General features: G+C 73.0%; 15 protein-coding genes, 1 tRNA gene and 3 pseudogenes. 9 read left to right on the forward strand and 10 right to left on the reverse strand.

All coding sequences use genetic code 11. From position 1 onward, the window contains the following. The first annotated feature begins 21 nt into the window (after nucleotides 1-21). The 3 genes and pseudogenes from ACZ38L_RS04090 to ACZ38L_RS04100 form a co-directional block, all read left to right on the forward strand. Complete coding sequence (locus ACZ38L_RS04090) at nucleotides 22-6,729, forward strand: amino acid adenylation domain-containing protein (protein WP_465688992.1); 6,708 nt, start codon at nucleotides 22-24, stop codon at nucleotides 6,727-6,729. Between the two features lie 37 nt (nucleotides 6,730-6,766). Continuing rightward, on the forward strand, nucleotides 6,767-7,897 hold the full coding sequence (locus ACZ38L_RS04095; RefSeq protein WP_465688994.1) for an acyl-CoA dehydrogenase family protein: 1,131 nt from the start codon (nucleotides 6,767-6,769) through the stop codon (nucleotides 7,895-7,897). A 98-nt stretch (nucleotides 7,898-7,995) separates the two neighbouring features. Next, nucleotides 7,996-8,670: pseudogene (locus ACZ38L_RS04100) on the forward strand (4'-phosphopantetheinyl transferase family protein); the annotation flags it as partial. 630 nt (nucleotides 8,671-9,300) lie between these two features. Here ACZ38L_RS04100 and ACZ38L_RS04105 read toward each other — a convergent pair. After that, nucleotides 9,301-9,374, reverse strand: a tRNA-Thr gene (locus ACZ38L_RS04105). Between the two features lie 583 nt (nucleotides 9,375-9,957). On the opposite strand from ACZ38L_RS04105, the gene ACZ38L_RS04110 reads away from it, so the two are divergent. Next, complete coding sequence (locus ACZ38L_RS04110) at nucleotides 9,958-10,701, forward strand: 4'-phosphopantetheinyl transferase family protein (protein ID WP_465688996.1); 744 nt, start codon at nucleotides 9,958-9,960, stop codon at nucleotides 10,699-10,701. A 76-nt stretch (nucleotides 10,702-10,777) separates the two neighbouring features. Beyond that, nucleotides 10,778-10,937, forward strand: a pseudogene (locus ACZ38L_RS04115) (GNAT family N-acetyltransferase); the annotation flags it as partial. A gap of 131 nt (nucleotides 10,938-11,068) precedes the next feature. Here the strand turns inward: ACZ38L_RS04115 and ACZ38L_RS04120 are convergent. After that, a complete protein-coding gene (locus ACZ38L_RS04120) occupies nucleotides 11,069-11,974 on the reverse strand; it encodes an oxidoreductase (RefSeq protein ID WP_465688998.1) in 906 nt (301 codons plus the stop codon). A gap of 142 nt (nucleotides 11,975-12,116) precedes the next feature. Here ACZ38L_RS04120 and ACZ38L_RS04125 point away from each other — a divergent pair, with 142 nt between their 5' ends. Continuing rightward, entirely contained in the window at nucleotides 12,117-12,512 is a 396-nt protein-coding gene (locus tag ACZ38L_RS04125) for a YrdB family protein (protein ID WP_465689000.1), read from the forward strand. A 76-nt stretch (nucleotides 12,513-12,588) separates the two neighbouring features. On the opposite strand, the gene ACZ38L_RS04130 is transcribed toward ACZ38L_RS04125, so the two are convergent. The 5 genes from ACZ38L_RS04130 to ACZ38L_RS04150 all read right to left on the reverse strand — a co-directional run bounded on the left by ACZ38L_RS04130 (nucleotide 12,589) and on the right by ACZ38L_RS04150 (nucleotide 18,827). Beyond that, nucleotides 12,589-15,078 carry a ricin-type beta-trefoil lectin domain protein gene (locus ACZ38L_RS04130; RefSeq protein ID WP_465689002.1) on the reverse strand — a complete coding sequence of 830 codons (2,490 nt, stop codon included), beginning with the start codon at nucleotides 15,076-15,078 and terminating at the stop codon, nucleotides 12,589-12,591. 112 nt (nucleotides 15,079-15,190) lie between these two features. Continuing rightward, nucleotides 15,191-15,823 (reverse strand): response regulator, encoded by a 633-nt coding sequence (locus tag ACZ38L_RS04135; protein WP_465689004.1) that lies wholly within the window; start codon nucleotides 15,821-15,823, stop codon nucleotides 15,191-15,193. Further along, nucleotides 15,795-17,096, reverse strand: a complete 1,302-nt coding sequence (locus ACZ38L_RS04140; protein WP_465689006.1) for a histidine kinase — start codon at nucleotides 17,094-17,096, stop codon at nucleotides 15,795-15,797. Before ACZ38L_RS04140 ends, ACZ38L_RS04135 begins: the two co-directional genes overlap by 29 nt. A 33-nt stretch (nucleotides 17,097-17,129) precedes the next feature. After that, complete coding sequence (locus ACZ38L_RS04145) at nucleotides 17,130-17,873, reverse strand: ABC transporter permease (protein WP_465689008.1); 744 nt, start codon at nucleotides 17,871-17,873, stop codon at nucleotides 17,130-17,132. A gap of 33 nt (nucleotides 17,874-17,906) precedes the next feature. Further along, nucleotides 17,907-18,827 carry an ABC transporter ATP-binding protein gene (locus ACZ38L_RS04150; protein WP_465689010.1) on the reverse strand — a complete coding sequence of 307 codons (921 nt, stop codon included), beginning with the start codon at nucleotides 18,825-18,827 and terminating at the stop codon, nucleotides 17,907-17,909. A 380-nt stretch (nucleotides 18,828-19,207) separates the two neighbouring features. Between ACZ38L_RS04150 and ACZ38L_RS04155 the strand changes: the two genes are divergently transcribed. Together ACZ38L_RS04155 and ACZ38L_RS04160 are read left to right on the forward strand one after the other, a co-directional pair. Then, nucleotides 19,208-20,131 (forward strand): UTP--glucose-1-phosphate uridylyltransferase, encoded by a 924-nt coding sequence (locus ACZ38L_RS04155; RefSeq protein WP_465689012.1) that lies wholly within the window; start codon nucleotides 19,208-19,210, stop codon nucleotides 20,129-20,131. 215 nt (nucleotides 20,132-20,346) lie between these two features. Beyond that, nucleotides 20,347-20,787 (forward strand): VOC family protein, encoded by a 441-nt coding sequence (locus ACZ38L_RS04160; protein ID WP_465689115.1) that lies wholly within the window; start codon nucleotides 20,347-20,349, stop codon nucleotides 20,785-20,787. Here the strand turns inward: ACZ38L_RS04160 and ACZ38L_RS04165 are convergent. Beyond that, complete coding sequence (locus ACZ38L_RS04165) at nucleotides 20,748-21,335, reverse strand: P-loop nucleotide/nucleoside kinase family protein (RefSeq protein WP_465689014.1); 588 nt, start codon at nucleotides 21,333-21,335, stop codon at nucleotides 20,748-20,750. The two genes, ACZ38L_RS04160 and ACZ38L_RS04165, sit on opposite strands and share 40 nt — an antisense overlap. A 122-nt stretch (nucleotides 21,336-21,457) precedes the next feature. On the opposite strand from ACZ38L_RS04165, the pseudogene ACZ38L_RS04170 reads away from it, so the two are divergent. Further along, a pseudogene (locus ACZ38L_RS04170) lies at nucleotides 21,458-22,420 on the forward strand (D-2-hydroxyacid dehydrogenase family protein). Here ACZ38L_RS04170 and ACZ38L_RS04175 read toward each other — a convergent pair. Together ACZ38L_RS04175 and ACZ38L_RS04180 are read right to left on the reverse strand one after the other, a co-directional pair. Then, entirely contained in the window at nucleotides 22,417-23,211 is a 795-nt protein-coding gene (locus ACZ38L_RS04175; protein ID WP_465689016.1) for a phosphodiesterase, read from the reverse strand. The pseudogene ACZ38L_RS04170 and the gene ACZ38L_RS04175 overlap by 4 nt on opposite strands. A 60-nt stretch (nucleotides 23,212-23,271) precedes the next feature. Further along, entirely contained in the window at nucleotides 23,272-24,225 is a 954-nt protein-coding gene (locus tag ACZ38L_RS04180) for an esterase/lipase family protein (RefSeq protein ID WP_465689018.1), read from the reverse strand. Nucleotides 24,226-24,238: the final 13 nt, after the last annotated feature.

Below are 24,238 nucleotides of genomic sequence, written 5' to 3' on the forward strand. Positions count from 1 at the left end.
CCCACGAAGGACCGATCCGTCATGGAATCAGCATCAGACGGGAAGCTGCTCGGATACCTCAAGCGCCTTACCCTCGACCTGCACCAGGCGCGCGAGCGCCTGCGCGAGCTGGAGGAGGATGACCGGGAGCCGATCGCGATCGTCGGCATGGCGTGCCGCTATCCGGGCGGGATCGACTCGCCCGCCGCCCTGTGGCGGCTGCTGGCCTCGGGCGGGGAGAGCGTCGGCGCCTTCCCCCGTGACCGGGGCTGGGACGACGGCCTGCACGACCCCGAGAACGGCGGCCGGAGCCTGACCGGCTCCGGCGGCTTCCTCTACGACGCGGCGGACTTCGACGCGGGCTTCTTCGGGATCAGCCCGCGCGAGGCCCTGGCCATGGACCCGCAGCAACGGCTGCTGCTCGAGACCGCCTGGCGGGCCTTCGAGGACGCCGGGATCGATCCGGAGTCGGTGCGTGACACCGAGACCGGCGTGTTCGCCGGGCTGTCCTGCCACGACTACGGGCTGGGGCGCGGCGACGTGCCCGAGGAGGCCGAGGGCTTCCTGACGACCGGGTCGGTGGGCGGCGCCGCGTCCGGCCGGATCTCCTACACGCTCGGCCTGCGCGGCCCGGCGATCACCGTGCAGACGGCCTGCTCGTCCTCGCTGGTCGCGCTGCACCTGGCCGTCCAGTCGCTGCGCCGCGGCGAGTGCACGATGGCGCTGGCGGGCGGCGCGACGATCATGGCCACACCGCAGCTGTTCACCGAGTTCACCCGCATGCGGGGCCTGTCGCCGGACGGCCGGTGCCGCCCGTTCTCGGCCGGCGCCGAAGGAAGCGGGCTCTCCGAGGGCGTGGGCGTGCTGCTGGTGGAACGGCTGTCGGACGCGCGACGGCTGGGCCACCCCGTGCTGGCCGTGGTGCGCGGCAGCGCGGTGAACCAGGACGGCGCCAGCAACGGCTTCACCGCACCGAGCGGGTCCGCGCAACAGCGGGTCATCGGACAGGCGCTGAAGGACGCGCGGCTGTCACCCGGTGACGTCCAGGTGGTGGAGGCGAGCAGCACCGGCACCCCGCTCGGCGACCCGATCGAGGCGCGCGCCCTGCTGGCCGCCTACGGGTGTGATCGGGACCGGCCGCTGCGGCTCGGCTCGCTGAAGCCCAACATCGGGCACTCCCAGGCGGCGGCGGGCGTCGCCGGGGTCATGAAGACGGTGCTGTCGATGCGACACGGCAGGCTCCCCGCCACCCTGTACGTGGACGAGCCCACCCCGCACGTCGACTGGTCGGCGGGCGCGGTCGAGCTCGTCGCCGAGGAGACCGCGTGGCCCGAGACGTCAGGGCCGAAACGCGCTGCGGTGTCCTCGCAAGGCATCAGCGGCACCAACGCACACGTGATCATCGAAGAAGCCCCGGTCATCCTCGAAGAGGTGCCGCCCGGCGAGGAGGTCCGGGCCGCCGAGCAGGACGGGCCACGCCTGCTGACCCTGTCGGCCAAGACACCGGCCGCACTGGCCGAGCTCACCGCGCGCTACGCCGACCTGCTCGCCGACGGCGCCGACGGCGATCCGCTCGCGTCGATCTGCCGGACCACGAGCCTCGGGCGGGCGCACTTCACGCACCGGCTCACCGCCGTCGCGTCCTCCTGCGCCGAGCTGCGGGACCTCCTCACCCGGACGCGCCAGGACGAGGCGCCGCCGCCCGGCGTCCGCGTCGGCGCGCGGACCCCGGAGACCAGCCGGGGCCCGGTGTTTCTCCTCACCGGCCGCCTGGACTCGCAGTTCGCCCACGCGGCCGCCGAGCTGGCCGGGGCCGAGCCGGTCTTCCGCCGCGCCTTGGATCAGTGCGCCGAGGCGCACGGCGGCCGGCCCTCGCCGTTCGCCGTCCAGTACGCGCTCGCCGAGCTGTGGCGGTCGTGGGGGGTGGAGCCCGTCGCCGTCGTGGGCCACGGCATCGGCGAGCTGGTGGCCGCGTGCGTCACGGGCACGATGAGCCTGGAGGACGCGCTGAAGGCGGCGGCCCGGACTCCGGCGGACGCCGCCGAGCCGGAGCGGTTCACCGACAAGATCGCCGCGCTGCTGCGGGACGGACACCGGATCTTCGTGGAGATCGGGCCCGCCTCGCCGCTTCTCGACCAGGTCCGGACGACCGAGCACACCGCGTTCCTGCCGTCGCTGCGCGAGGGGAAAGACGCCCGGCGCACGCTCCTCGACAGCCTCGGCGCGCTCTACACCCGAGGCGTCCGGATCGACTGGACGCGCGTGCACGGCGAGCCCGCCGGGCCGCCCGCGCGGCTGCCCGGATACCCGTTCCAGCGCGAGCGCTACTGGCTCTGGACGGGCGGCCCCCGCAGGGATCAGGCACCGACTCACGGCGGGCCGCTGGTGGCACAGGTACGGCTCGTCGGCGCCGACGGCACGCCCGTGGCGCTCGCCGACGGCGTACGCCTGGAAGCGGTGCCCGGCGCGGCCGGGCCCGCCGAGCCCGAAACGGAGGGGCCCGCCGCACCGGAGACCGAGAACGTTGCCGAGCTGGTGGTCGGCATCGTCGGCCGGGCGCGCGGCGCGGCCGTCACCGGCGACGACCTGCACCTGTCGCTGCGGAGCCTGGGCGTCGACTCGCTGATCGCGATGGACATCCGGCAAACCCTCGCCCGGCGGCTCGGCGTTGACCTTCCGCTGCCCGATCTGCTGGACGGCCGGAGCGTCACCGAGATCGCGCGGACCGTCCAGGCGGCCCGCGGCGGCGGCGCGGACCGGACCGAGGAGCCCGGGGCGACGCTGGTCGCCGACCCGGCGGCCCGCCACGAGCCATTCCCGCTCACCGACCTCCAGCAGGCCTACCTGGTCGGCCGGACCGACGCCTTCGAGCTCGGTAACGTCTCCACCTCCTTCCTCGTCGAGATCGACCTCGAGGAGACCGACCTCGACCGGCTCGCCGCCTCCTTGCGGCACCTCATCGACCGGCACGACATGCTCCGTGCGGTCGTGTCCAGGGACGGGCACCAGCGGGTGCTCGCCGAGGTCCCCGACTATCAGATCGCCACGGTCGACCTGCGGACGTGCGACGACGCCGAACGGGCCCGCCGCCTGGCGAAGATCCACGAGGAGATGCGGGACCAGGTCTTCGACACCGAGGTCTGGCCGCTGTTCGACGTCCGGGCGACCCTGCTCGACGCGCGCACGACCCGGCTGCACCTCAATTTCGACGCGCTGATCATCGACGGCCGGAGCTCCGGGCTGCTGTTCCGGGAGTGGGCGCAGGCCTACCGCTGCGGGACGCCCGTGGCGCCCGCCCCCGCCATCACCTACCGCGACTACGTGCTCGCCGCCGCCGAGACGGATGCCGCGCTGCGCGAGAAGTCGCTCGCCTACTGGCAGGCACGGGTCGCCGCCCTCCCGCCCGCGCCCCTGCTGCCGCTGCGACCGGGATCCGCGCCACTGCGGCCGGTATTCACCCACCGCACGGCCCGGATCGAGCCAGGGGCATGGCAGCGCTTCAAGGACAACGCCGCCGCGGCGGGCGTCTCGCCTTCGGCCGCCCTGTGCACCGCGTATGCGCAGGTGCTGGGCGCCTGGAGCGCCTCGCCGCGCTTCACGCTCAACCTGCTGGCGTTCAACCGGCGGCCGCTGCACGAGGACGCCGGCAGGGTCATCGGGAACCTCAGCGCGACCACCCTGCTGGAAGTCGACGCCGCCCCCGCCGAGGCCTTCGCCTCAGGCGCCACGCGGTTGCAGAACCAGTTGCTGACCGACCTCGAACACGGGTACGTCAGCGGCGTCGAGGTGCTGCGCGAGCTCAACCGCACCCGGGGCGGGACCGGCCTGGCGAGCATGCCCGTGGTCTTCACCAGCACGATCGGCTTCTCGGGGCGGGGCGACGGTGAGCGCGGCGCGCTCACGGCACTGACCACGCTCGGCGCCTCCGGCAGGCTGGCGTCCAGCTCGGTACGGACGCCGCAGGTGTGGCTCGACCACCAGGCCCTGGAGGAGGCCGGGGAACTGGTCCTCAACTGGGACGTGGTGGAGGAGATGTTCCCCGACGGTGTCGTCGACGGGATGTGGGACGCCTACCTGGACCTGGTGCGGGACCTGTGCGGCGAGGGGGCGTGGAGCCGCCCGCCGTCCGTGCTCGCGCCGGTGGCCGACCTGGAGATTCGGAAGGCCGTCAACGCCACGGACGCCCCCGTCCCTTCCGAACTGCTGCACGACGCGTTCCTGCGGCAGGTCGAGACCCGGCCGGACGCGCCCGCCGTCATCACCGCCGCCCGGACCCTCAGCTACGGCGAGGTGGACCGCCGCTCCGACCGGATCGCCCGGTGGCTGATCGACCGCGGCGCGGGCCCTGGCGTGCTCGTCGGCATCGTGATGGACAAGAGTTGGGAGCAGGTCGTCGCGGCGCTGGGCATCCTCAAGGCCGGGGCCGCCTACGTGCCGGTCGACGCCGCCGCGCCCGGCCGCCGACTTCGGATGATCATGGAGGCGGCCGGTATCGAGCTGGTGCTGACCCGGTCGGCGGTCGCGGACGGGCTCGACCTGCCGGACGGAACCCGCGCGCTGCACGTCGACACCGAGCCGGAGGACACCGGTGCGAGCGGCCTCCTGCCGCCTTCCCCGGCCAGGCCTGACGATCTCGCCTACGTCATCTTCACCTCGGGTTCCACCGGGGTTCCGAAGGGCGTGATGATCGAGCACACCGGCGCGGTCAACACGATCCAGGACATCAACGACCGGTACGGCGTGACCGCACACGACCGCGTACTGGCCCTGTCCGCGCTCAACTTCGACCTCTCGGTCTACGACGTGTTCGGCCTGCTCGCGGTCGGCGGAGCCCTGATCCTGCCCGACGCGTCGGCGCAGCGCGAACCGGCCGCCTGGCTGGAACTGGTGAACCGGCACCGCGTGACGATCTGGAACAGCGTCCCCGCGCTGATGGAGATGTTCGTCGAACACGTGCGGGTCCTCGGCGGCCCGCCGTCGCTGCGGGTGGTGATGATGAGCGGCGACTGGATCTCCGTCACCCTCCCCGGCGCCATCGCCTCGATCCTGCCGAACGCGCGGGTCTGCAGCCTGGGCGGCGCGACCGAGGCGTCCATCTGGTCGATCCTGTACCCGATCGCCCGAGTGGACCCGGACTGGACGAGCATCCCGTACGGCAGGCCGATGCGGAACCAGCGCTTCCACGTGCTGGACGAGGCGTTGCGGCCGCGCCCGACCTGGGTCCCCGGCGACCTGTACATCGCCGGTGCCGGCCTGGCCCGCGGCTACCTCGGCGACGAGGCGAAGACCCGGGCGGCGTTCCTGCGCCACCCGGTGACGGGGGAGCGGCTCTACCGGACCGGTGACCTCGGCCGTTACCTGCCGGACGGCGACATCGAGTTTCTGGGGCGCGCGGACTTCCAGGTGAAGATCCACGGGCATCGGATCGAGCTCGGCGAGGTCGAGGCGGCGCTGCTGCGCCGACCGGACGTCCGCGCGGCGGCCGTGGTGGCCGAGGGCGAGCGGGGCGGCCCCAGACGGCTCGTCGGGTACGCGGTGTCGGATACCTCCGAGGATGAGCTGCGCGAGGCGCTCGGCCGGGAACTGCCCGGCTACATGGTGCCCGCCCGCATCGTCCTCCTGGACGAGCTGCCGCTGACCGGCAACGGCAAGGTGGACCGCCACCACCTGCCGTCGCCCGAGGAGACGGCCGCGTGCTCCGGTAAGGCGGTCGCACCGCGCGATGCGACCGAACGGATCCTCGCCGGGATCTGGGCCGAGTTCTTCGAGCCCGCCGACGGGACCGTCGGCGTCACCGCGAACTTCTTCGACCTCGGCGGCGACTCGATGCTCGCGGTGCGGATGATGGCCCGGATCCGGCAGCGCACCGGCCGGTCGCTGCCGGTGGCCACGCTGCTCGCCCGGCCGACCGTCGAGTCACTCGCCGAGGTGCTGCGCGACCAGGCCGGCGACGAAGGCCGGGCGGCCCTGGTCACGGTCCGGGACGGCGGGACCCGGCCACCATTGATCTTCGTCCACCCGGTCGGCGGCGACGTGCTCTGCTACGCCGGGCTCGGCGCCCTCCTGGACGACGACCAGCCGATTCACGCCCTCCAGTACCCCGACCTCGAACCCGCGCAGCAGACTGTGGCCGACCTGGCCGCACACTACGCCGACGCGATCACCGAACGGTTCCCGGACGGCCCGTACCGGCTCGGTGGCTGGTCCATGGGCGGCGTGATCGCGCTGGAGATCGCCCGCCTGCTCGCCGGGCGGGGCGGGACGGTCGAGCTCGTCGCGGCCGTGGACCTGCTCGAACCGCCCGGCCGCGCCGAACCCGCCTCCGACGCGGCGCTGCTGGCCCGGTTCGCCCGCGACCTGGCCGGGCTGGCGGGAAGCGACTGGAACCCCGAGCCGGCCGAGTTCGAGCCCACGGGCGACCGGTCCCCGATCGAGGAACTGCTGACGCGGGCCCGGCACGCTGCCGTCTTGCCGGACGAGATCGACGGCGCCACCCTGGAACGGCTCGCGGGCCGGTTCCTGCGGCTCAGCCGCGCGCTGGCCGACCACGAGCCCGCTGCGTACCGGGGCAGGGTCCGGCTCCTGCGGGCCATGGACGGGGCCACCGCCGCGACCACCCGGCAGTGGCTGGACATCCTCGGCGACCAGGCCGAGAGCGTCGACGTGCCCGGCGACCACTACAGCGTCATGCGCTCCCCGTACCTCCAGGCGCTGGCAGCCGACCTCGACAAGGCCCTGAACGACCTGTGATCCGAACCCGCCGAACCCGCCGATCCAGGAGGACCGGATGACCACCATCGAACTGCCGACCCGGGCCGAGACGGGCCTCACCGCCGCATCGGTCCTGGACCGCGTGAGGGCGTACGCCTCGCGCCTCCCGGCGTGTGCGCCGGAAATCGAGCGGCTGGGCCGGATTCCCGGTGACGTCCTCGACGGCCTGAAGGCCACCGGGCTGCTGCGCGCCGCCCTGCCACCGCTGCTGGGCGGTGTCGAGATGACCGTGCCGGAGATCACGCGGGCCGTCGACCTGCTGGCTGAGGGGGACGCCTCGGTCGCCTGGTGCGCGGCCGTCGCGCTGAACGCCGCGCTGGCCGTGGTCTCGCTGCCCGCGGAGGCGTTCACCGAGCTGTTCCCGGACCCGGACCTGATCACCGCGACGGTGCTGCCACCGGCCGGGCGGGCGGTCCGGCGGGACGGCGGCTACCTCCTGTCGGGCCGCTGGACCTACGGCAGCGGGATCACCCACGCCGACCGGGTGATGGCCGGGTTCCAGACCCCGGAAGGCGGCCCGAGGATCGCCGTCTTCGACGCCGCGCACGTGCGGGTGCTCGACACCTGGAACACCACCGGGCTGCGCGGCACCGGCTCCCACGACTTCGAGGTCGCCGACCTGTTCCTCCCGGAACGGCACACGTTCGGGCTCGTGCCGTCCGGCACCCGGCAGCAGCCGCTCCACCTGCGCGCCGACAACCTCGCCCTCAAGATGGCGGGCGTGCCGTTGGGCATCGGCAGGTCCGCGCTGAACACCGCCAGGGAGATCCTCGCCGCCAGGCGTTCCACACTGCCGTGGCCGGGCGTCCCGGCCGACCTCGCGCACGCCGAGTCGCTGATCGGTGCGGCGGACGCCTACGTGTACTCCACGCTGGAGGACGCCTGGGCCGCACAGGCGGCGGGCCTGGCGCCCGAACGCGGCACGGCCGCGCTGGCCCGCCGGTTCGCGCACCGGGCCTGCCGGGAGGCGGTCCAACTCCTTTACGACGCCGTGGGATCGGCCGCGGTCTACACCGAGCGCACCCCGCTCGACCGGTGCCTGCGCGACCTCATCACCGCGGGCCGCCATGTCGCGTCCTCGGAGCAGATCCTCGACGGGGTCGGCGACCTGCGGCTCGGGGGCGCCCCCGCCTCACCCCACTTCTGATCCGAGCAGGGCACACGCGGTGTTGACGCCGTCCTCGGCGGAGATGCGGGCGGCCATGTCCTCTGGTACCCCGCATTCGCCGATGGAGGTCGGAACTGGTGATCGATGAGCTGCTCCCCAACTCGGTGGTAGCCGTGGAGACCTACGGTGACGACGAGGCCGGCCAGGCCCCGCTCCACCCCGAGGACAGGAGGTCGTGGCGCGGGCAGTGGACAAGCGCCGCCGCGAGTTCTCCGCGGTGCGCGGCTGTGCTCGACACGCCATGGCGAAGCTCGGTGTGCCGCCGGTTCCCGTGCTGCCCGGCGAGCGTGGTGCTCCGCAATGGCCGCAGGGCCTGATCGGCAGCATGACCCACTGCGACGGCTACCGCGCTGCCGCCCTGGTCCGCGCGGCCGACCTGGCTTCCCCGGGCATCGACGCCGAGCCCCAAGGCCCACTCCCGGACGGCATCCTGCCCTCCATCTCACTGCCCGCCGAACGGAAGCGCCTGACGCTGCTGGGCGCCCGGCAGCCCGCAGTTCACTGGGATCGACTGCTGTACAGCGCGAAGGAGTCCGTCTACAAGGCTTGGTTTCCGCTGACCGGGAAGTGGCTGGACTTCGAGGAGGCAGACATCGAGATCTACCTGGCGCCCGGAACGGCGTCATACGGCCACTTCCGTGCCGAGCTCCCCGTTCCCGGACCGGTCGTGGGTGGCCGCCGCCTTGGATACTTCGAGGGACTGTGGACGGGTCGGCCAGGGTTTGGTCGGCACCGCAGTGACGATTCCGCACGTCTCATCGTCACGTGACCTGCAGAGGGGCTCTTCCTGGACGCCTCGCACTTCCGCAGGCACCCGAACGCGCTCGCCGAGCCCGCGCTCCCGGCGTGCGGCATGGACACCGACGGCAAGCCCGTCTTCATCAGCCTGAACCGGGTCCGCAGCCCCACGACACCCACACGGAGCGGGACATGCCCAATTCGGTTAGCACCTGGCGGAGTTCGATGCGGCCGTGCACATACCGCCTTCCCGTTCCACTTTGGTCCAGCCACCGACTCTGTTGCTCAATTCCGGAGTGGCGCCGAAGCGCGGGCTGCGACCTGCGGCAACGCGGGGGCTGTTGCGACCCTCCTGGCCGGTCTCTGCTGCTCGGCCGAATTGAGTAACAGAGTCGCCACCCCGCGCCGTTCATCATCCCCGAGACCGGCGAAAGCCCGCTTATCGGGTTTCTACAAGCCCACGCTCGTCCTCGTCACCGCGCCACGGCAGTCCCTGTCCACCGCGTGCACGCCCGAGCACGGTTGACCACCGAATGTCCGCCGGGAGCGAGCATGAAGCTTTTCCGCTCACGCAGACGCCCCCCAGAAGGTCGCGGAACGGCAAAAGGCCCAGGTCACGGGCTATCTGACCTGGGCCTTCTCGGAGCCGCCTGCGGGATTCGAACCCGCGACCTACGCATTACGAGTGCGTTGCTCTGGCCAACTGAGCTAAGGCGGCACCGCTGTCGGGGCGACCGCCCGTGGGGAGGTCGGCATCGGCAACGCGGGCAAGTCTACACAGGTTCGCGTGTGGTTCCGTACCGGATAGCTGGGGAGGGGGGTGGGCCGGGCAGTGGAGATCGGCTCGTGTCGGGTGTCCGTGGCCGGCGTGGCGGCCGTCGGGCTTGTGCCGGTTGTTCGGCGCTCGCACTGCTCAGCGGGGTCGGGCCGCCGCTTCCGCAGGGTGGGCGCGGTGGGGAGGACGGCCAGGCCGAGGATCGCCAGTACGACGGTGCGTGCGGCCCGCGGCCGAGGTGAGCAGCTCGGCCGGTGGGGCCGCGCAGTAGACCAGCCGGAGTAGGGCCGGCTTCCGGCGCCGCTGAGCGAGGGGGAGCGCGAAGGTGCCGTTCACCGCGAAGATCGCGACCCAGCAGGTTCTGCCCGGCGGTGCGGGCCGGCGGTGCCGCGGTCCTTGCCGGTGAGCACGGCGTCGGGGCCGGTGCGCGGTCGGCGTGCGGGAGGCACGCCAGCAGCGGGCTCGGGTCGGGGGTTGTGACAGGGTGGACGCCGGCAGTGGCGCGGCAGGGAGGCGTGGGGAGTCGATGGAGCTGATCCCGGTGGCCGGGGCTGGGTTGGACGCGGCCGAGGCGGAGGTGTGGTGGGTCGCGGTGGACCCCGAGTCCACGGCGGCGGCCGAGGCGGGGGACGCCGTACTGAGCGCGGCGGAGCGCGAACGGGCCGGGGCGTTCGCGCGGCCGGTCGACCGGGCGCTCTACCGGGTGGCGCACGTCGCGTTGCGGGTGGTGTTGGGGTCGTGCCTGGGGATCCCGGCGGGGGAGGTGTCGTTCTCGCGGGCGGTCTGCCCGGGGTGCGGGGGCCCGCACGGACGGCCGGAGGTGGTGAGCGGCGGGGTGGACTTCTCGCTGACGCACGCCACCGGGGCGGCGGTGATCGCGCTCGCCCGTCGGCCGGTCGGGGTGGACGTCGAGCAACGGGCGGCCTTCGCGGGCCCGGCGGGCCTGGAGGTCGGGGGGCAGCTGCATCCGGCCGAGCAGGCGGAGTTGGCGGTGCTGCCGGTGGCCGAGCGAGCGGACGGTCTGCTGCGCTGCTGGACCCGCAAGGAGGCGTACCTGAAGGGCGTCGGGATCGGCATCGCCTACGGGGTGGCCGAGCCGTACGTCGGCACCGGTGGGCAGCCGTCGGCCCCGTCGGGGTGGGCCTTGGTGGACGTCCCCTCGGCACCCGGCTACGGCACGGCGCTCGCCCTGCACCTGCGTCCCGACCAGCCGGAGGGTGCGCCGATCACCGTGCACACCCGCGAGTTGCCGGCGTCCGCGCTGCGCTGACCTCCTCTCAACAGCTCCTTCTCAAGCACCTGGAGGTCGGCCGGCCCGACTTCTCCAGCCGCGCCCCGCCTTCCCGAGCCGGTGGGCTCTGGAGGAGCTCGGGTCTGCATCGCCTGCGACCGTGCCACTCGGTGGCCAACCTGGCCTCCTGCCGAGTGGCGGCCAAGGCCGGATACACCCTCGAAGGCACCATGCGCAGCGCGCTGTTGCGCGCGGACGGACGGCACGATCAGCACCGACGCCCTACCGCCCCTCGGCTCGGACCCTCCCGACAGCCCGAACGGGGGCGATCGCCGCGGATGGCGGGCCAGACCTACGGGAGTGGAAAGTCGAACAGGGCGACTTTCCGCGCGACCCCGGTGGGGGCTCAGACGTCGCCCGGGGAGTCGAGCCGGTGCAATTCCTCGGCGGAGAGCCGCAGCGCGCCGGCGGCCAGGTTCTCGACCAGGTGGTCCGGGTTGCCGGTTCCGGGGATGGCGAGCACGTGCGGGCCGCGCTGGAGCGTCCAGGCCAGCCGGACCTGCGCGGGCGTCGCGTCGTGCGCCCGGGCGACGGCGAGCACCTGCTCGTCGTCCTCGCGGCGGCCCTCCTCGCGCCCTTCCCCGGCGATGGCGAAGAACGGTACGAACGCGATGCCCTGCTCGCCGCAGACCCGCAGGAGTTCCTCGGCGTCCGCGGGTCGCGCGTCGATGCTGTACCGGTTCTGTACGCAGACCACCGGCGCGATGGCCTGGGCCTCGGCGAGGTGCTCGGGCCCGATGGCGGACAGGCCCAGGTGGCGGATCAGCCCGGCCGCGCGCAGCTCGGCCAGCGCGCCGAAGTGGTCGGCGAACAGGGGGAGTTCGCGCATGCTGGGGAGCAGGCGCAGGTTCACCACGTCGAGGTGGTCGCGGCCGAGCTGGCGCAGGTTCTCCTCCACCTGGCCGCGCAACTGCTCGGGCCGGGCCGCGTACCACTCGCCGGAGGGGTCGCGGCCCGGCCCGACCTTGGTGACGATGACCAGGTCCTGCGGGTACGGGGCGAGCGCGCTGTTGATCAGCTCGTTGGCGGAGCGCAGCGAGGAGAAGTAGAACGACGCGGTGTCGATGTGGTTCACGCCGAGTTCGACCGCGCGCCGCAGCACGCCGATCGCACGGTCGCGGTCGCTCGGCGCGCCGTGGTCGAAGACACCGCTACCGGTCAGGCGCATGGCACCGAAGCCGATCCGGTTGATGGTCAGGTCGCCGAGTCGCCAAGTACCAGCGCTTGCCGCGCTGGTTGCCGCTGAGGTCATGATCCGCAGTGTCGCACGGCGGGCCGCTGCCGGGTGGGCCTCGGCGAAGGATCGCCGGGCCTTCGAGGTTCCCCATGGGCCGGCTGTTGCCCTTCGTGCCATGCTGGGGTGACCGGGTGCGTCGACGGGGGAGGGGGCGCTCATGACGGAGGCGAGGGGTTCCGGCCCGCTCGTGCCGGACGGCCGGGCCTGGTACGTCGCGAACGAGATCCTGGCGTTCCTGCTGGAGCTGGTCGCACTGGGTCTGCTCTGCTGGTGGGGCTTCGCCACGGGCGGCGACCTCGCTCTTCGCGTCCTGCTCGGGGTCGGTGCGCCGCTGCTCGCCATCGTGCTGTGGGGGCTGTTCGCCGCCCCGAGGGCGCGGTTGCGGCCGGCCCTTCCCGGTGTGCTGCTGGTCAAGGCACTGGTTCTCGGTGGAAGTGCCGCGGCCCTGTACGGGGTGGGGCACCCGGTCGCGGCAGTGGTCGTCGGGGCCGTGATGGTCGCGAACACGGCGCTGGCCGAGACCGCTCGGCGCGCCGCACCGGGCGCCGACTGACGCGACGGGCACCGAAGGACCGGGGAGGGCCGGGAGTTGGCGAGAATCCCGCCAACTCCCGGCCCTTCGGCGCCGGTCAGCTGCGGCCGTAGGTGCCGGTGGACCAGAGGGCCTTGCCGTCGGCGTCGTAGAGGACGACGTTGTCGTCGTCCTGGACGACCAGGTCGGCGCCGGGGTGGCCCCAGGTGCCGGTGGACCAGAGGGCGGTGCCGTCGGCGCCGTAGACGACGAGGTTGCCGTCGGCCTGCATGGTGGTGTGGGCGCCGGGGTGGTTCCAGGTGGCGCTGTCCCACAGCGGCTGCCCGCTCTTGAGACCCGTCAGCACGAGGTTGCCGTCGGTCTGCATCCGCAGGGAACCCGACCCGGACGCGAGCGTGGCGTTGGGCGCCAGCGTGGCACCGCTCGCCAGGGGCTGCCCGAGGGTGTCGGGGTTGGCGGTGCCGGTGGACCACAGGGCCCGGTCGTTGACGTCGTAGAGCACGACGTTCCGGTCGTTCTGGACGACCAGGTGGTCGCCGGGGTGGCCCCAGGTGCCGGTGGACCAGAGGGCGGTGCCGTCGGCGCCGTAGACGACGAGGTTGCCGTCGGTCTGCAGGACGGTATGGGTGCCGGGGTGGTTCCAGGTCCCGGTGGCCCACAGGGCGTGGCCGGTGCTCAGGTTGTAGAGCACCAGGTTGCCGTCGGCCTGCATGTCCAGCCGGGTGGCGTTCGAGGTGAGGCTGCTGCCGCTGGGCAGCACGGTGCCGGCGGTGACCACGTGACCGGTCAGATCGTGGGTGGGGTCGTAGGTCTGGGTGGACCAGACCGGGGTGCCGGCGGAGTTCCGCAGCACGAAGTTGCAGTCGTCCCCGAGCGTGGCGCGGGCGCCCGCTCCGGCGGCGGGGGAGTACCAGAGCGGCTGACCGGTCGGGTTCACCTGCATGATCCACAGGTCGCCGTCGTCGCCGATCGAGGCGACCGGCTGACCGTTGTCGATGTACGTGCCGGCCGACCACAGCTGCTTGCCGGTGTACGAGGTCAGCACCAGGTAGCCGTTCGGCTCGAGGTGCAGCCAGCCGCAGGCGGAGTACAGGGCGTCGCCGCTCTGCATCGGATCGGCGGCGTCGACGACGGCGCTCTGCCGGTAGTCGGCGACCTGGCCCAGCGTCACCGGTGCGCCGAACCGCGGTGCTCCGTTCGCGGCTGCCTCGCCCGGGTAGAGCACGGCATCGGTGCCGAGTTCGACCAGGTCGGGGAGCCCGTCACCGGTGAAGTCGCCGGGGGCGACCAGGGCGCTGCCGGAGTCGGGGGTCGGCTGGTAGACGTTCAGCGGCGAGATCGGGACGGGCGTCGGCAGCGGGCCGGCGGCGCCCACCGAGTCGGTGCTCCAGGTCTGCGCCTGGGCCCCGGTGCAGGGGCTCAGGTAGTCCATGCCGTTGTTCGTGACGGAGCCGACCAGGGTGACGCACTGGTTCGACCCGCTGTCCACCAGCGTGCCGCCGGGACCCGCGACCCAGTGGTGCTCGGAGGCACGGCCGTCGCAGGGCAGGAACCCGAGCGGGGTGCCGGGGTGCGCCGCGGCGGAGGCCGCGTCGAGGCACTGGCCGCCGGTCTGCACGGTGCCGTCGGTGCCGAACACCAACTGGTCGCCCCCGGCGCCGCAGATGTCGATCGCGGCGCTGCCGTCGCCTCCGCGGGCGAAGCACATCGCACTGCCGCTGGCGAGCCGGACGGCGGACTTGAGCTGGGAGGTGGCCGGTGGGATCAGGAAGTCGGTCCGGGTGCCGTCAGCACCGAGGTTCAGCGGGTAGCTGGTCAGCGTGCCGGTGTGGTTCTCCCGGACCCACAGGGTGGGCGTGCCACCGGTCGAGCCGGGGGCCAGCACCGTGGTGTTCGACCAGTCGCCGTTGCTCAGCAGCACCGGTGTGCCCAACTGGCCGCCGCCGATGCCGGGGTAGTAGTAGAGCAGGGTGCCCTCGACCGTGATCAGCGCGGGCGGGGTGCCCGGGCCGCCGAGACCGTCGAGGGCGACGATCTGGGTGGTGGAGTTCCAGGTCGGGTCGTAGCCGGTGCAGTCGCCGCCGGCCGTCGGGCAGGCGGGCTTGGCGATCTGGACGGCGAGCTGGGGGTGGCTGAAGTGCCCTGCGGTACCACCGGAGTCGGCGTCGTTGGGCACGAGGTACAGCGTGTGCGAGACCGTGCTGAGCGCGTAGAGGTCGTCCGGGCCCGAGCCGGTCAGGCTGCCGTGGTGGGTGACGAGGTAGTCGCTCCACGGCTCGGACCGCTCGGGGGACTGGCTGGGGGTGGCGGCGGTGTAGGGGGCGCCGTGGTCCGGAAAGACCGTGAGACTGCTGCCCGTGGCCGCGACGATGTCCGGCAGCCCGTCGCCGGTGACGTCGCCCGCGACGGCGGCGGTCGTGCCGTGCGGGGTAGCGGTCGTGCTGTGCGGGGTGGCCGGCTTGCCGGTGTCGGCCTGCGCGGTGCCGGCGAGACCGGTGGCGAGCAGGGTGGTGAGTGTGGAGACGGTCGCCACGCCTCTGGCGAGGCGGTGAACGCGACGTCTCGGGGCGCCTTCGCGCTCCCTCATGGTGGTCCTCCCCCGGAAGATTGGGAAATGCAGGCGAAGATTAGTGGGTCCTCGCGCACCCCTGGCAAGGGGGTTCTCGGCTGCCGGGGGGGCTGACCGGGCGGGACGCCGGTCAGCTCAGCAGCTGCTTCTTGTAGGCCTCGGCGACCGCTGCCGCGCGGTCCCGGACGCCGAGCTTGGCGTAGAGGTGGAGGAGGTGGGTCTTCACCGTCGCCTCGCTGATGAAGAGGCGCTTGGCGGCCTCCTTGTTGGTGGTGCCGGCGGCGACCAGGCGGAGGATCTCCAGTTCCCGGTCGGTGAGGGTCTCCGAGGGGGAGGGAGCCGGTTCGCGCATCCGACCGAGGAGCTTCTGGGCGACGGTGGGGGCCAGCACCGCCTGGCCCTGGTGGGCGGCGTGGACGGCGCGGACCAGTTCGTCGCGCGGGGCGTCCTTGAGCAGGTAGCCGGTCGCGCCGGCCTCCACGGCCGGCAGCACGTCGGCGTCGCTGTCGAAGGTGGTGAGCACCAGCACCCGGATCTCCGGCGCGAGTTCGCGCAAGCGGCGGATCGCCTCGACGCCGCCCATCCTCGGCATCCGGAGATCCATCAGCACGACGTCCACGCCCAGCGCCTGCGCCCGGCTGACGCCCTCGGCGCCGTCGCCGGCCTCGCCCGCGACCTCGAAGTCCGGGTCGCCCTCGAAGACGGCGCGCAGACCGTCCCGGACGATGGGGTGGTCATCGACGATGAGCAGACGAATGGTCATAGGGCATTGTCTCCCGGGAGTGCGGCACGCTCGCGCTGATCGCGGTGCCCTCGCCGGGGCTGCTCTCGATCTCCAGCGTGCCGCCGACCTGGTGCAGCCGCTGGTGCATGGCGGTCAGGCCGTAGCTGTCGGGGCGGGAGGAAGGGGCGGTCGAGCTCCCGCCGTGGAAGCCGTTGTCGGACTCGCAGTGGAAGCCCAGGCCGTCGTCGAGCACGTCGAGCATCACCACCTCGTGCGTGTAGGAGAGCGTGAGCCCGGCTCGCGAGGCTCGGGCGTGCTTGGCGATGTTGGCCAGCCCCTCCTGCGCCACCCGGAACAGCACCACCTCCAGCGCGGGCGACAGCGGCACCGGGCTGCCGGTCACCTCCACCCGGACCGGCACGCCCGAGGTCTGCGACCACCGGTCGGCCAAGTCACCTATCGCCTCGGGGAGGTGGGCCTCGGCGAGCGGGCCCGGGCGCAGCGCCTGCACCGAGCGGCGGGCCTCGGCGAGACTCTCGCGGGCCAGCCGGCGGGCCAGTTCACGGTGCCGGGCCCGGCGTTCCGGATCGTCATCGAAACGTTCGGCGGCCTCCAGCTGGGTGACGATACCGGTGAGCCCCTGCGCGATGGTGTCGTGGATCTCGCCGGCCAGCCGCTGGCGCTCGTCCAGCACACCCGCCTCGCGCGCCTGGGTGACCAACTGCGCGTGCAGGCCGGCGTTCTCCGCCATGGTCTCCCGCAGTCGCCGATTGGCCTCGGCCAACTCGCCAATGTGCTGGGATCGTTGACGGCCGCGCTGGTCGTCCTCGAGGGCCTGCTGGACGATCAGTCCGGCGACCACCACGTTGACCACCACCAGTCCTCCGTACAGCAGCAGCAGTCCGCCGTGCAGGTTGGCCACCCCGCCGACCTGCGTGGTGGCCATCAGCGCGGCGATCACCACGATGCCGATCGGCCGCAGTCGGCGCGGCAGCACGCCCGCCTGCTGGTAGCCGGTGAACGCGAAGAACCCGAACAGCGGGCTCAGCACCACCAGCGATCCGATCAGCGGAGCCAGGCCGAAGTAGAAGACCACCGCCTTGACGCGGTGCCGCTCTTCCACCGGAAAGGGGACCGACATCAGCCACTGCCAGAGCGCGGTGAGGACCGACAGCCCCAGGATCAGTGTCAGATGGGGGGCCGTCCTCGGGCCGAGAGCGGTGGCGAGCACCACCGAGAGGGCCAGCCCGAGGTACGGGAGGTAGCGGTTGGTCAGCAGGCTCAGCCGGCCCTGCGCGGGATCTTGGTTCACGGTGGCCATCTTGGCCCCGGTCGATGGTCCCGGTCACTCCCAGCGGAAGGTCCGGGCCGCGACCAGGCTGCCGAGTATGGTGTAGCCGGCCAGCACGGCCAGGTGCTGCCAGAGCGCGCCCTGTCCGGCCCAGGCGTCCATCACCGCACCGAACGGGATGAACTCGCTGATTGTGCGCAGCAGGTGCGGCATCTGGGCGATCGGGAAGTACAGGCCACTGGCGAAGAAGTTCAGCACCATCAGCGGGACGCCCAGCGCGCTCGCCATGGCGCCGCTGCGGGCCACCGCAGCGACCATCAGGCCGAGGGCCAGTACCGCCGTGCCGCCGAGCAGAAACGAGGCGATCACGCTGCCCATGTTGGCCGGTGCCGCCACGTGGAACGCCAGCACGCCGATCCCGACGATCAGCACGACCCCGGCCGCCGCGAGCGCCGCGATCACCGTGACCAGGGCGGCGAGCAGCCCGGCCGCCGGTACGGGGCTCACCGAGAGCCGGCGCAGTACGCCCTTCTCCCGGTAGCCCGCCATCGTCATGGGGAGGCCGGTGAGGGCCAGGAAGAGCGGCACCATCGCGGCAAGGGTCGGCACGTAGACGTCGATCACCCGCTTGCCACCGAGGGATGCCTGTGCGCTCTGGAAGGCCGGGATGTTGCCGAAGACGATGACCAGCAGCACCGGGAGCAGCAGCCAGATCAGTGCGGCGGGTTCGCGCAGCAGCAGCCGGGCCTGGGTGATGGTGAGGGTGCGGAAGCCCTTGCGGGTCATGGCGATGTTCATCTCGGTCTCCTCGACGTGGGGGTGGGGGTGGGCTCAGGCGGATTCGGCGTGCCGCTGCCCGGTCAGCGCGATGAACGCGTCGTCCAGGCCGGCCTGTTCGACCCGAAGGTCGGCGGCGACGATCTGCCGGCGGGCCAGCAGTGAGGTGACCACCTGCACCAGGTTCCCGGTGCCGCTGATCTCGACCTGCGGACCGTGCCACGCCACCGCGTCCACCTCGGGCAGCGCCAGCAGCAGCGCGTCGTCGAGCGGGGCGGAGGGCCGGAACCGCATCCGCTGCCGCTCGCCGGCCCGGGCGGCCAGCCCGGCCGGGGTGTCCACGGCCACCACCCGGCCGGCGTCGATCACCGCGACCCGGTCGCAGAGCCGCTCGGCCTCCTCCATGAAGTGGGTGACCAGCAGGACGGTGACGCCGGTGTCGCGGATCTGCTCCACCAACTCCCAGGTGGTCCGGCGGGCGTGCGGGTCCAGGCCGGTGGTCAGCTCGTCGAGCACCACCGCGCGCGGGTTGCCGACCATCGCCAGCGCGATCGCCAGCCGCTGCTTCTGACCGCCGGACAGCTGTTTGTAGCGGGCGCCGGCCTTGTCGGCCAGGCCGAGTCGGGTCAACAGCCCGGTCACGTCGGCGGGTGCGCGGTAGAACGAGGCGTACAGGTCGAGCGCCTCGCGCACCTTCAGCTTGTCGGGCAGCCCGCTCTCCTGAAGCTGGACGCCCAGCGCCTGGCGCAGCGCCGTGCGCTCCCGCTCCCGGCCGGGGTCGAGGCCGAGCACCGAGACCCGACCGCCGTCCGACGGGCGCAGGCCGGCCAGGCACTCGACGGTGGTGGTCTTGCCGGCGCCGTTCGGGCCGAGGACGCCGAAGATCTCGCCCTCCTCGACCGTGAACGAGACGTCGTGCACGGCGATGTCGTGCCCGTAGCGCTTGTGCAGGTGCTCGACCTCGATGACTGCCATGGCCTGTGATCTCCCCTCGTGAACCGCGGACCTTGGACAGATGACCGTCGACCGCTGAATGCTGACCGCTAAGTGATGACCGCTGAGTGCTGACCGCCGGCCCGGACCGGCGCTCTCCCCCGGTGCCACCAGCCTCCCGCGCAGGACCCCACCCCCGGATCGACCTCCCGGTTCCTCCAGGCACCGATCCGGTGGATGCCAGGCATCCACCAATCGGTTGATGTCCCAGGCACAGCCGGGCTGCGGGTGCCCCGCCAGGAGCTCGCGGAGGGCACGCCAGGCGTTCAGGAACTCCCGGTAATCACTCACTCATGGTTGGTAGCGTCCGACCTGTCGCGCCAACTGGCGCGGCAGGACCGCGAATCGAAAAGAGAGCACGCATGACCACCGCCATCCGCCGGGCCGTCATCCCGGCCGCCGGCCTGGGCTCCCGCCTCCTGCCGCTCACCAAGGCCACTCCGAAGGAGATGCTCCCGGTCGGGGACAAGCCGGTCGTCGAACACACCGTCAGGGAGCTGATCGACTCCGGGATCACCGACATCACCATCGTCGTCTCGGCCAGCAAGGGGCTGATCCAGGACCACTTCCAGCCGGACCCGGGCCTGGTCGCCCAGCTCCGGGAGGCCGGCAAGCACGGCTACGCCGACGCCGTGGAGGAGGTCGCCGACCTGGCCCGGCGCGGCCACATCACCTACCTGCACCAGCACGGCCCGTACGGCAACGGCACCCCCGTCCTGAACGCCGCCCGCAACCTGGGCGAGGAGCCGCTGCTGGTGCTCTGGCCGGACGACGTCTTCGTCGCCGACGTCCCCCGCGCCCAGCAGCTGATCACCGCGTACGAGGCCACCAACTCCCCGGTGCTGGCGTTGATGCCGATGGACCCGGCCGACGCCCCGCGGTACGGGGTCCCGGTGGTCAAGGAGGACCTGGGGGAGGGGCTGCTGCGGATCACCGGTCTGGTGGAGAAGCCCACGCCGGCGGAGGCGCCCTCGGCGTACGCGGCGATCGGCGGCTACGTCATCACCCCCGGCATCATCGACGAGCTGCGCGAGCAGACCCGGCTCTGGCACGAGCACCGCGAGGGCGAGATCTACCTGACCGACGCGGTCAACGCCTACGCCGCCCGCCGCGCGGTCTACGGTCAGGTCATCTCCGGTACCTGGTACGACACCGGCAGCCCGCTCGCCTACCTCACCGCCCAGTTCGCCGCCGCCCTCGCCCACCCCGAGTACGGCCCCACCCTCCGCCGGCTGGCCCAGACCCTCGGCGCCGACCCGGAGACCGCTCCCGCGCCGGTCGGCTGAGCCGCCGCGCACCCGGCCCGGGCCGTCACCGGGCCGGGGGCACCGGTGGGGCGCACCCGCGCGGGGGCGGGAGGCTCCTGGCGACCGGACCCGCCGCGGACGGCCTGGTCGCCGGCCGCGCCGCCGCACCGGACCACGCCCACCCGCCGGCCCCGGCGGCACCCCGCCGGATCCCGCCCCCGCTGTCGCGAGGAACGACTATCCTCATCGCCGTGATCGATCCCACGCCTCCGGCCGACTCGACTTCCACGCCCCGGATCAGCTCGACGACTCCGATCCGGGTCGCCCGCCCCTCGCGCGACCTGGCCGCCGCCGAGCGCTTCTACGTCGAGGGCCTCGGCCTGGACGTGCTCTGGCGGACCACCGAGCGGGTCTCCGGTGAGCACGACCTGCTCATGGTCGGCCCGGCCGGCGGCGCCTGGCACTTCGAGCTCACCCACGACCCGGAGCACCCGCTCGATCCCACCCCGACCGTGGACGACCTGTTCGTCGTCTACCTCGGCGCGCCGGTCGAACCGGCCCTGGTCGACCGCCTGCTGGCCGCCGGCGGCACCCGGGCCGCGGCCCACAACCCGTACTGGGACCAGCACGGCGTCACCATCCAGGACCCGGACGGCTACCGCCTCGTCCTCTGCGCCCGCCGCTGGCCCGGCTGAGCGGGAGCCTCCGCCCGCAGCCGGGCCACCAGCGCCGCGACGTCCACCGGCCGGCTGGTGTCCGTCCGGTGCACCGGGCCCAGGCTCAGCGGACGGGCGCCGTGGACCCAGCCCGCCCAGTGCTCCTCGGTCAGCGCGCCGCCGCTCTCCAGGTGCACGGCGTGCCGCTCGGGGGTCCGCGCGTCGAACCGGGCCCGGGCCACCGCCGCCGGCACCTCGCACCAGACCTCCTGCACCGCGCTCACCCCGGCCCGGCGCAGCCCGGCCACCACGACCGGCCGTAGCGGCGCGAGCCAGGGCGCCTCCAGCACGGCGTCACCACGTGCGTCGCGCAGCAGCGTCCACAGGGTCTCGCCGGCCGCCGCGCCAAGCGAGTTGCTCCATTCCCGGTGCGACCAGCCGGCCGGCCGCGCGTCGGCCAGCGTGTCCGCCAGGGTCTCCTTGATCGCGTCCTTGCTGAGCAACGGCAGGCCCAACTCGGCCGCCAGTTCCCGCGCGAGCGTGGTCTTGCCCGCTCCGGGCAGCCCGTTCACCAGAATCGTCAGCACGCCCGTGATCCTAGGAGCGTGGTCCCAGCCGGAATACCGGGACCAGTCAGGTGGTCCCCGGTCCGGCTGTGATCGACTCGGCTGATCCGTCGGGCGGTGCCCGAAGGCGGAGGAGGTGTGCGATGAGGATCCGCTGTGCGGTGCTCGACGACTACCAGGGTGTGGCGCTGACCATGGCGGACTGGTCGTCGATCGCCGGGACGTTCGACGTGACGAGTCACCGGCGACACCTCGCCGACCCGGACGACCTGGTGGCCGCCATCGGCGACTGCGAGATCGTGGTGGTCATACGGGAGTGAACGCCGTTCCCGGCAGTGCTGTTCGCTCGGCTGCCCCGGCTGCGGCTGCTGGTCACCAGTGGCAGGCGGAACGCCTCGATCGACCTCGCCGCCGTGGCGGCGCACGGCGTGACGGTCTGCGGCACGGCGAGCTCCGGACTGCCGCCGGCCGGGCTGACGTGGGCGCTGATCCTGGGCCTGGCCCGCAACCTGGTCGCCGAGAACACCGCGCTGCGCGGTGGCGGCCCCTGGCAGAGCACGATCGGCACCGACCTGCACGGCCGGCGGCTCGGTCTGATCGGACTCGGCCGGATCGGCGGCACGGTGGCGACGGTCGGCCGGGCGTTCGGGGATGGACGTGATCGCCTGGAGCCGGCACCTCGGCAAGCAGCGGTGCGACGAGCTCGGTGTCCAACTGGCATCCTCGAAGGAGGAGTTGCTGGAAAGCAGTGACTTCGTCTCCATCCGTCTCGCACTCGGCGAGCGCAGCAGGGGCCTGATCGGCGCCCCCGAACTCCGGCTGATGCGGCGCTCGGCGTACCTCGTCAACACCGCGCGGGCCGCGATCGTGGACCGGTCCGCCCTGCTGACGGCCCTGACCGAGGGCTGGATCGCCGGCGCCGGCCTGGACGTGTTCGAGACCGAGCCGCTCCCCGCGGACGAGCCGCTGCGCACCCTGCCCAACGTGCTGGCCACCCCCCACCTCGGCTACGTGACGCAGGCCAACTACCGTACGTACTTCCCGAGGTGGTGGCCGACATCGCCGCCTTCCCGGCCGGTTCGCCGATCCGGACGTTGACCGCCTAGAAGTGCCGGGTGAGCCCGGCCGGGTGGCTCACCGCGACCGTGTGGGTCGCCGAACCCGTCCCGGTCAGCAGGTGCAGCAGGAAGCCGGTCGGCTCGTGCAGGTAGCCCGGCGGGCGGTCGTCCGCCAGCCTCAGGTCGGACTGCCGGTACGTGCTGGGCGCGATCCCGAGCGTGCTGCCCGCGAACGGTGCGCTGATCGCCCGGTGCACGTGGCCCGCCAACACCCGGGCCACGTGCGGGTGCCGGGCGATCACCCCGGCCAGTGCCGGGCCGTCGGCCAGCCGTGTCCGGTCCAGGAACGGGATGCCGACCTCCGCCGGCGGGTGGTGCAGGCAGACGAACGCCGGCAGCTCCGCCCGCTCCGCCAACACCTCGTCCAGCCAGTCGAGTTGGGCGTACCCGAGACGCCCCCCGGAGAGCCCTGGCCCGGCCGCCGCAGTGGAGTCGAGCACCACCACGGTCGAACCCGGGTACTCCACCAGGTAGTTGGTCGCGTGCCCGCCGCCGAGGAACCCGCTGCCCCCGAAGCTCCGCACCACCTCCCGTGCCACGTCGTGGTTGCCCACCACCAGGTGGACCGGGAGCGGGAACCCTCCGATCACCTCGCGCAGCGCCGCGTACTCGTCCGGCCGTCCGTGGTCGGTGAGGTCACCGGTGATCACCACGCAGTCGGGCAGCGGGTCGAGGACGAGCACCCGGCCGAGCGCCCGGTGCAGCCCGGTGGCCGGTTCGCCGGCCAACAGGCCGGTGGTGAGGTGCGGATCGCTGAGGTGCGCTATCGCAAAGGCCATGCCGACACTCTCCCCGCCCGGTGCGGGCGTTGACCACCCGCACCGGGCCGGGAGGCCGACTCAGCCGGTCAGGTCGGCCGAGCAGTCGGCGGTCGACACGTTCGCCGGGTCGAGCGCGTGCCGGATCTCGTGCAGCACGACCGGGTCGACGGCCATCAGCACGTGGTCCGGGTGGTTCAGCGGACAGAGGTCCTGGACCAGCACGTTGTTGACGTCCGGCCCGCTCAGGAACTGCGACTGGTAGGGCGTCACCACCTCGTCGTCCTCGGTGGCGATGACCCAGTAGGTCACGCCCGGCAGCGTGTCGCCGCCGGCGTTGAGCGCGGTGAGGGCGGCCGAGCCGACCAACTGGTCGGTGCAGGCCGGGCAGGCCGAGCCGACCAGCGCAGCGGCGCCGGGGAAGGACTGTGCCAGGGTGGCCAGCCCGTCCAGCGTGGTGCCGTGGTTGCTGGGGGCGAGCCCGATCAGGGTGTGCACCTTGCTCGCGCCCCCGTCGAACTTCATGTAGTAGCGCGGCAGCATGCCGCCCTGGCTGTGACCGACGATGTCGACCTGCCCGGCGCCGGTTGCCGCCAGCACGCCGTCGACGAAGGTCGCCAGCTGCTGCGCGGAGTCCGCCACCGGCGCGATCGCCCGCAGCACGGGGATGCCGGGCATCGCGCCGTAGGTGAGCGCGTAGACGCAGTAGCCGTCCATGGCCAGCGCGGGCGCGACGGTGTCCCAGTTGACCGAGCCGTTGGCGAAGGTGCCGTGGACCAGCACCACCGGTCGCGGGTGGGCCGAACTCGGCTTACACGACCAGTCGTTGGCACCGGGGACACCCGGGGCGGCGAGCGCCTGCGCGGCGGCCACCGGGTCGTCCTGCGGCTTCGCGTTCGTCGTGTTCGTCGCCGCTGTCGCGTTGGCCGGGCCGGTGGCCCCGGCGAGCGCGGCGACCAGCAGCGCGCAGCCGACCGCGAGCGAGCCGAGTCGCCGTCGTCCGGGCAGGCGGGAATGGGTGGGGGTGGTGGGCATGACGTCCTCCGAG

Source organism: Kitasatospora sp. NPDC024654 (genome assembly GCF_055559155.1).

Excerpts from the sequence above, each read along its gene's own strand:
- ACZ38L_RS04180 (WP_465689018.1), bottom strand. The coding sequence starts at position 24,225 with ATGCCCACCACCCCCACCCATTCCCGCCTGCCCGGACGACGGCGACTC.
- ACZ38L_RS04155 (WP_465689012.1), top strand. The coding sequence starts at position 19,208 with ATGACCACCGCCATCCGCCGGGCCGTCATCCCGGCCGCCGGCCTGGGC.
- ACZ38L_RS04125 (WP_465689000.1), top strand. The coding sequence starts at position 12,117 with ATGACGGAGGCGAGGGGTTCCGGCCCGCTCGTGCCGGACGGCCGGGCC.
- ACZ38L_RS04130 (WP_465689002.1), bottom strand. The coding sequence starts at position 15,078 with ATGAGGGAGCGCGAAGGCGCCCCGAGACGTCGCGTTCACCGCCTCGCC.
- ACZ38L_RS04150 (WP_465689010.1), bottom strand. The coding sequence starts at position 18,827 with ATGGCAGTCATCGAGGTCGAGCACCTGCACAAGCGCTACGGGCACGAC.
- ACZ38L_RS04095 (WP_465688994.1), top strand. The coding sequence starts at position 6,767 with ATGACCACCATCGAACTGCCGACCCGGGCCGAGACGGGCCTCACCGCC.
- ACZ38L_RS04135 (WP_465689004.1), bottom strand. The coding sequence starts at position 15,823 with ATGACCATTCGTCTGCTCATCGTCGATGACCACCCCATCGTCCGGGAC.
- ACZ38L_RS04110 (WP_465688996.1), top strand. The coding sequence starts at position 9,958 with ATGGAGCTGATCCCGGTGGCCGGGGCTGGGTTGGACGCGGCCGAGGCG.
- ACZ38L_RS04145 (WP_465689008.1), bottom strand. The coding sequence starts at position 17,873 with ATGAACATCGCCATGACCCGCAAGGGCTTCCGCACCCTCACCATCACC.
- ACZ38L_RS04120 (WP_465688998.1), bottom strand. The coding sequence starts at position 11,974 with ATGACCTCAGCGGCAACCAGCGCGGCAAGCGCTGGTACTTGGCGACTC.
- ACZ38L_RS04090 (WP_465688992.1), top strand. The coding sequence starts at position 22 with ATGGAATCAGCATCAGACGGGAAGCTGCTCGGATACCTCAAGCGCCTT.
- ACZ38L_RS04175 (WP_465689016.1), bottom strand. The coding sequence starts at position 23,211 with ATGGCCTTTGCGATAGCGCACCTCAGCGATCCGCACCTCACCACCGGC.